The organism is Psychrobacter sp. K31L (assembly GCF_017942195.1).
GTDB lineage: Bacteria > Pseudomonadota > Gammaproteobacteria > Pseudomonadales > Moraxellaceae > Psychrobacter > Psychrobacter glaciei.
Window position 1 is genome coordinate 1 of the sequence record NZ_JAGKSC010000016.1, and the last position, 6,334, is coordinate 6,334.

The 6,334-nt window shown below is 43.2% G+C and carries 8 protein-coding genes; 7 read left to right on the top strand and 1 reads right to left on the bottom strand.

Annotated elements, in window-relative coordinates:
- Nucleotides 1-599 (bottom strand): response regulator (locus J5X94_RS13705; protein WP_210541605.1); only part of this gene is annotated, 599 nt, incomplete at its 3' end.
- Nucleotides 600-835: 236 nt separating this feature from the next.
- Here J5X94_RS13705 and J5X94_RS13710 point away from each other — a divergent pair.
- The 7 genes from J5X94_RS13710 to J5X94_RS13740 all read left to right on the top strand — a co-directional run.
- Entirely contained in the window at nt 836-1,162 is a 327-nt protein-coding gene (locus J5X94_RS13710; RefSeq protein ID WP_189585232.1) for a hypothetical protein, read from the top strand.
- Between the two features lie 134 nt (nt 1,163-1,296).
- Complete coding sequence (locus J5X94_RS13715; RefSeq protein ID WP_201588556.1) at nt 1,297-1,575, top strand: hypothetical protein; 279 nt, start codon at nt 1,297-1,299, stop codon at nt 1,573-1,575.
- Between the two features lie 105 nt (nt 1,576-1,680).
- Nucleotides 1,681-2,274: a c-type cytochrome gene (locus J5X94_RS13720; protein ID WP_210541606.1), complete on the top strand. Its 594-nt coding sequence runs from the start codon at nt 1,681-1,683 to the stop codon at nt 2,272-2,274.
- A 132-nt stretch (nt 2,275-2,406) separates the two neighbouring features.
- Complete coding sequence (locus tag J5X94_RS13725) at nt 2,407-3,042, top strand: DUF411 domain-containing protein (protein WP_210541607.1); 636 nt, start codon at nt 2,407-2,409, stop codon at nt 3,040-3,042.
- Nucleotides 3,043-3,160: 118 nt separating this feature from the next.
- The gene (locus J5X94_RS13730; protein ID WP_323128914.1) at nt 3,161-4,861 is read left to right on the top strand and encodes a copper resistance system multicopper oxidase; all 1,701 of its coding nucleotides are present in this window, start codon (nt 3,161-3,163) and stop codon (nt 4,859-4,861) included.
- Nucleotides 4,862-4,886: 25 nt separating this feature from the next.
- The gene (locus J5X94_RS13735; protein ID WP_210541608.1) at nt 4,887-5,888 is read left to right on the top strand and encodes a copper resistance protein B; all 1,002 of its coding nucleotides are present in this window, start codon (nt 4,887-4,889) and stop codon (nt 5,886-5,888) included.
- 27 nt (nt 5,889-5,915) lie between these two features.
- Nucleotides 5,916-6,334, top strand: a 419-nt coding sequence (locus tag J5X94_RS13740) for a DUF305 domain-containing protein (RefSeq protein WP_210541609.1), incomplete at its 3' end; no start/stop codon positions are given.

Sequence of the window (6,334 nt, forward strand, 5' to 3'; positions counted from 1 at the left end):
CGAAGACGCCTTATCGCCACATCAATCACATTGGTATCATTTTCAAAATTCATATCCCATACTTGAGAAGCAATGACTGAGCGCGGTAGCACCTCACCGCGGCGCTCTAATAGAAACTGTAACAAAGAAAACTCTTTTGCCGTGAGCTTAATAGCCTTGTCTTTTCTATGCACAGTGCGCTTGGCAATGTCCATTTTAAGATCCGCTATTTGCATAATCGTACTTTGATAATCGGATTGATTGGCACGTCGTAATAAGCTTTTGATTCTAACGATCAATTCTGCAAACGCAAAAGGCTTGGTCAAATAATCATCGCCCCCAATCTCAATCCCTTTTATTTTGTCACTTAAGTCATCTTTTGCCGTCAAAAACAGCACGGGAGTACGCTTACCTGCCGCTCGGTAATTACGCACCAGCTCAAAGCCACTAACATCAGGTAGCATGACATCCATCAGTATCACGCTAAACTCTTCCGTCATCAATGCATGATAGCCATCTAAACCTGTTATGTGATGATCCACAATAAAACCAGCTTCCGTTAAACCTTTTTTTATGTACTCGCCAAGCTTCAACTCATCTTCTACCAGCAGTACTTTCATGGTAATTCCTCAGTACGATTATAATTATTTAACGTTTTAACCCACACAGATGACAAAATTGACTGGTAGCTGACAAAGATGTCATCTGCTCGTAATCAGATTGTCAGTCTTCTTTTGCTAATCTGTATGAATGAAACATAGTTGTTCATACCTAGCGACTATGAATTATTTTCACAGGTAATCAATTCAAATATCTAACAACTTAAATATCTAACAACTTACAAAAGAGGTTTTACATGAAAACATATGGTTCATTCAAAAAAGCAGTACTGCTATCGGCTTCTGTACTTATTGGTATTACTGCGGCTAATGCGCACACTACCGAGCTAAGTACTTCAGTCATCAATAACTGTGATGCGGTTACTGACTTTGCAAAAAACTTGGATCACAACGATGCGCAAGTTTCTAGTACGCAAATGAAGCGCTATAATGATGCACGAGTGGCTTGTGAAATCGAACACAAAGATCAGCATCTACAGTCTGAAAAGTATTTCGTAGATAAGTATGGACGTGATCGTGATTCTAATGCTGCCTCAATACTAAATGAATACAAGCAACATTAAAAACTAAAAACAGCAAGATGACAATATTGTAATCTTGCTGTCATCTCTCTGTCAGAATCAATGAAGTAAGCTTTAAAATAACTTAACATCCCAAAGATTTTTTGACTTTATACCAAATCAAATAAGGATTTACCATGTCATTATTCAAATCAATGCCACTATCTAAATCAATCGTAGCCACTGCTATAGCCTTAGTTGTTTCAACGTCAGCGTTGGCGCACGACCCAAAAATGCATGCGCAGAAAGATCAGATGAACTGCGAAAAGATGGAAAAACACATGGATATGATGGGAAAAATGGATCATAGCAAAATGGATATGAACGATCCTGCTATGAAAGCCATGATGACCAACATGAGCAAAATGAAAGCGATGTATCAAAAGCACTGTGTTACTAGTAAAAGTGACTCTTAGGCATTGATCTTATAGAAGTGGATCGTAGAAATTCAATATTATTGTTAGATGGTTTTGTCGAGCAGTAATTGGATATTAACAAAAATGGATTTTTAGGACAAACCTATGAAGTTTTTACTAGGAATACTTTTTACCGTCTTTGTCGCGATTGTGGGTATTTTTATTGTAGTGACTAGTGGTGTGATAAATATCGGCGCTGATCAAGCCCATAGTCCACTGGTTTACAATTTTTTAGAGACTGCCCGCACGCGTTCAATAGCGAATGCTAGTAAGGACATTACGGTTCCCAACTTAGAAAAGACAGAAATGATCAGCTCGGGCGGTGCCGATTACAAAGATATGTGTGCAGGTTGTCACTTGTCTCCTGGGGTAGAAAGCACTGATTTTAGCGCCAGTTTATATCCTAAGCCGCCAAGTTTTACCAATGTTGAATTGGTTGAACGCTATAAGACCGATGCCGGTGCTCAGCAAGCTTTTTGGGCCATCAAACACGGCATTATGGCATCAGGTATGCCAGCATGGGGCGCTTCGCACGATGACGATAGAATGTGGGCAATGGTCGCTTTTATCAGATCGTTACCTGACTTAAATGAAAATCAATACACCATGTTAACGACTAGGATAGACGATGATATGTTGGACATGTCATTTGATGGTGAGATGGATATGTCTGGTGATGGATCCGGCATGCAACATTGATTATTCGTAAGAAATGCAGTACTAAATAGTGCTGCCTTTTGCGATTTAAGCTTTACCAATACTACTTTGGTCAGTGTTACGGCTTTAATTTTTATAAATTTGATCGTCAGATAAACGCTCAGGAGTGATTTTATGAGACGCTATACCAATATATTTTCTAGTGAACACAACCGGTTATCTGGTCGTGTTCTTTTGGTGATGATGACATCTTCACTATTATTAGCGGCTTGTAGTCAACCTAACGCTGCTGCTGACTCAACACCAGCGACTGAGCCAACGACCGCTACGCAAACCGCGCAAACAGAGCAACCAAAAGCGGAAATAATACCTGTCAGTGCTCATTCAGACACCCAGCCAACTATCCTAAAAAATATCTCAGCCACCGTCTATAAAGACGCCAATTGTGGCTGCTGCAAAGAATGGGTCGGTTATGTCGAAGGTCATGGCCTAAATGCAACCGCACAGAACGTCGAAGATTTGTCCTTGTTTAAAGAGCGCTACAGCGTACCGCAGCAGATGCGCTCTTGTCATACCGCCGTCACTACTGACGGCTATGTATTTGAAGGTCATGTCCCTGCCAAATATATGGCACAGTTCCTAAAAAACCCACCAAGTGATGCGATTGGTCTTGCCGTACCTGGCATGCCAGTTGGTAGCCCTGGTATGGAATATCAAGATAAATTTATGCCGTATAAAGTGATGCAACTTAACAAAGATGGCTCAACAGCCATTTATGCAACCATTGAATCACCGCAGCAGCAATTATAGTTTGAGTGACGTTTAAATATCTTATCCAGCGCTACTAATGGGCTGTCGAAGACACAAGCTTGACTGATAAATATATAAGCTCAACTCCCATTTCATGGATTAAGTTAGGTAAATAATTATGAACAAGAATATGCTTAACCGTAGGCGTTTTTTGACAGGGTCCTCTACTCTATTAGGGGCCTCCATGCTATCCACACTGCCGTCTATTGCCAATAGTGCGCTCGGAAAAGGTCAACAAAACGTAGCCGTCAACAGTGATAAATCTGACCATATCGTACCTATCCTAACCGGTAATGAGTTTGACCTGTATGTCAGCAAGAAGCCCGTTACTGTCAATGGCAAGTCGAGTATGGCAACCCTCATCAATGACTCACTGCCAGCGCCAACGCTAAAGATGCAAGAAGGCGATACCGTGACCATCCGTGTCCATAACCAGATGAATGAGTCGACCTCTATTCACTGGCATGGCTTGCTCGTCCCATTTGAGATGGATGGTGTGCCAGGTATCAGCTTTGATGGTATTCCTGCGAACAGTACCTTTACCTATAAATTCAAACTCATTCAGTCAGGTACATATTGGTATCACTCCCATACTGGCTTTCAAGAGCAAACTGGAATGCGCGGCGCTATCGTCATTGAGCCTAAAGGCCGCGAACGCCACCCAGTCGCCGAAGATCACGTGATTTTATTGAGTGATTGGACACATCGTGATCCGCATAACTTGCTAAAGCTATTAAAGCAGCGCGCTGACTTTGATAACTACCATTTGCCAGATTTTAAAAAGCTATTGTCTGATATTGCCGCAACAGATCTAGAAGCCGCTTATGACAAGCGCAAAATGTGGAATAAGATGCGCATGATGCCGACAGATTTTACCGATCTGTCTGGTGAAAAAACCTTTACCTACCTTATGAATGGTAAAACCACCGCCGCCAATTGGACACAGCTAGTAAAAGCGGGACAGCCCGTCAAACTGCGCTTTATCAATGGCTCAGCACAGACCATCTTCGATGTGCGTATACCGGGTCTGAAAATGACCGTCGTCTCAACGGATGGCAATGATGTCGCGCCCGTTGCGATTGATGATTTCCGTATTGGGGTGGCTGAGACTTATGATGTCATCGTCACGCCGACCAAAGATGCACATACCATATTTGCCCAAAACATTGATCGTTCGGGCTATGTTGCGACCACGCTTGCGACCAAAAAAGGCGCTCGTGCTGCAATACCTGCTATGGACAAGATCGAATGGCTGACCATGGCCGATATGATGGGTGCGATGGGTGACAAAGGCTACAAAGCAAAACATGCTAAGACCGAGTATGACTTCAAGAGTGATATGCGCGTCGACAGTCCACGTATGAACCTCGATGATCCTGGTATTAACCTGCGTGATATTAATAGAAAGGTTTTGACTTATGATCAATTGCGCTCCGTGGATGAGCAAGTATTGGCAGAGCAGCGCAAACCTACTAGAGAGATCGAGCTACATTTAACGGGTAATATGGAGCGCTATATCTGGGCGCTAGATGGTGTCATGTTTAAGGATGCAACGCCTGTTAATATTAAGCCTAACGAGCGCGTGCGCATCACCTTAGTCAATGACACCATGATGAATCATCCGATGCACCTGCATGGTATGTGGAGCGACTTGCGCACCCCATCTGGAGACTTTCAGGTACGTAAACATACGATTGTGGTGCAGCCAGCGCAAAAAATTAGCTTCGATGTGACGGGTGAAGTTGGACGATGGGCGTGGCATTGCCATCTGCTTTATCACATGGAAGCCGGTATGTTCAGAGAAGTTGCCGTCGTTTAACAAACCTTCGAATATGAGGCTTATTATGAAAGTATCTAAGAAAAATCTGCCATTCATTGGTTTGTCATCGCTAGTCTTGCTCACCTCATCGTTTGCAACGGCTGCTGATATGTCGAATATGGATCACAGCGGTATGGATATGTCAGGCGATATGTCTGGTATGGATCATAGTGGCATGGATATGTCTGGTATGGATATGTCTGGTATGGATATGTCTGGTATGGATATGTCTGATATGGATCACAGCGGTATGGATATGTCAGGCGATATGTCTGGTATGGATCATAGCGGCATGGATATGTCTGGGATGCAAGGCGGGCAGCCACCAGCCGATGCTCGCAGTCCAGACTATTCAAACGGAGTTCCCTATGGGCAGTATGGTAAGCCAATGATGATGGGCAGCATGCCATTATGGGGAGTATCAGTAGACGACTTGGGCTATCAGTTTGATGAGGATCAAATTAACTTCGAGGCGACGGGTTGGTATGGTACTGATAGTAATCGTATAAGGCTACGCACGGAAGGTAGTGCTCAGACTAAAGATGATAAAGAAATCGATAGCTTGAGCTCGCTTGCTTATTGGAAACCACTGAGCATTTTCTGGAATGGTGAAGCTGGTGTCGCTTACGATACTGAAAACGATAACGCTGCCCTTATGGCAGGTATTGTCGGCACCGCGCCGTATTTCATCGAAACAGATGCGAGAGCCTATTTATATACCGATGGTCAACTTCGTCTTGATTTAGGGGCAGAGTATGAATGGCGTTTGGATCAGCATTGGGTGGTCATACCGGAGGTTGGACTGACAGCCTTTAGTAAAGATGACCATGATAATGGTATTACCAAGGGCTTTAATGAGATGGAAACCGAGGTTAGGCTGACTTATGAGACGTTCAGTCGCCAGCTAGCCCCTTATGTGGGCGTGAGTTATGAGACAGCGCTTGGCAAGGCTCGTGGTCAACGACGTCAAGAAAATGAATCGGTTGATAGCAGTAGTTTGACTGCGGGGGTCAAATTCTGGTTCTAATTTTATTAAAATAATAGGGGATATACTATGAATGCTTCAGATCAAAACAACATGGATCATCAACAGGGCATGAACCCGTATGTAAAGTTCACTCTGATGATTGTGACGTCTACGATTGTGATGTACATCATGATGTATTTCAATACTTATGAATGGGATCATATTTATTTTAGTGAAACCCGAGCTTATATGGCGCTCTACATGGGTGCCGGTATGGCAGTGGTCATGTTGGCATTTATGACCAATATGTATAAGAAGACCAAGGTCAACTTAATGATTTATGGTCTGAGCGTATTGATGTTTGCTGTTGGTATTTGGGGCGTGCGATCACAAGCAACTGTCGATCAAGTCGATTGGATGCAAGCCATGATACCGCATCACTCGATTGCTATTTTAACCAGTAGCCGCGCTGATATTGAAGATCCGCGTGTACAAAAGCTTGCTGA

What these genes read in the sequence shown, in the direction of transcription:
- J5X94_RS13710 (WP_189585232.1), top strand. Translation starts at nt 836, where the DNA reads ATGAAAACATATGGTTCATTCAAAAAAGCAGTACTGCTATCGGCTTCT.
- J5X94_RS13715 (WP_201588556.1), top strand. Translation starts at nt 1,297, where the DNA reads ATGTCATTATTCAAATCAATGCCACTATCTAAATCAATCGTAGCCACT.
- J5X94_RS13720 (WP_210541606.1), top strand. Translation starts at nt 1,681, where the DNA reads ATGAAGTTTTTACTAGGAATACTTTTTACCGTCTTTGTCGCGATTGTG.
- J5X94_RS13725 (WP_210541607.1), top strand. Translation starts at nt 2,407, where the DNA reads ATGAGACGCTATACCAATATATTTTCTAGTGAACACAACCGGTTATCT.
- J5X94_RS13730 (WP_323128914.1), top strand. Translation starts at nt 3,161, where the DNA reads ATGAACAAGAATATGCTTAACCGTAGGCGTTTTTTGACAGGGTCCTCT.
- J5X94_RS13735 (WP_210541608.1), top strand. Translation starts at nt 4,887, where the DNA reads ATGAAAGTATCTAAGAAAAATCTGCCATTCATTGGTTTGTCATCGCTA.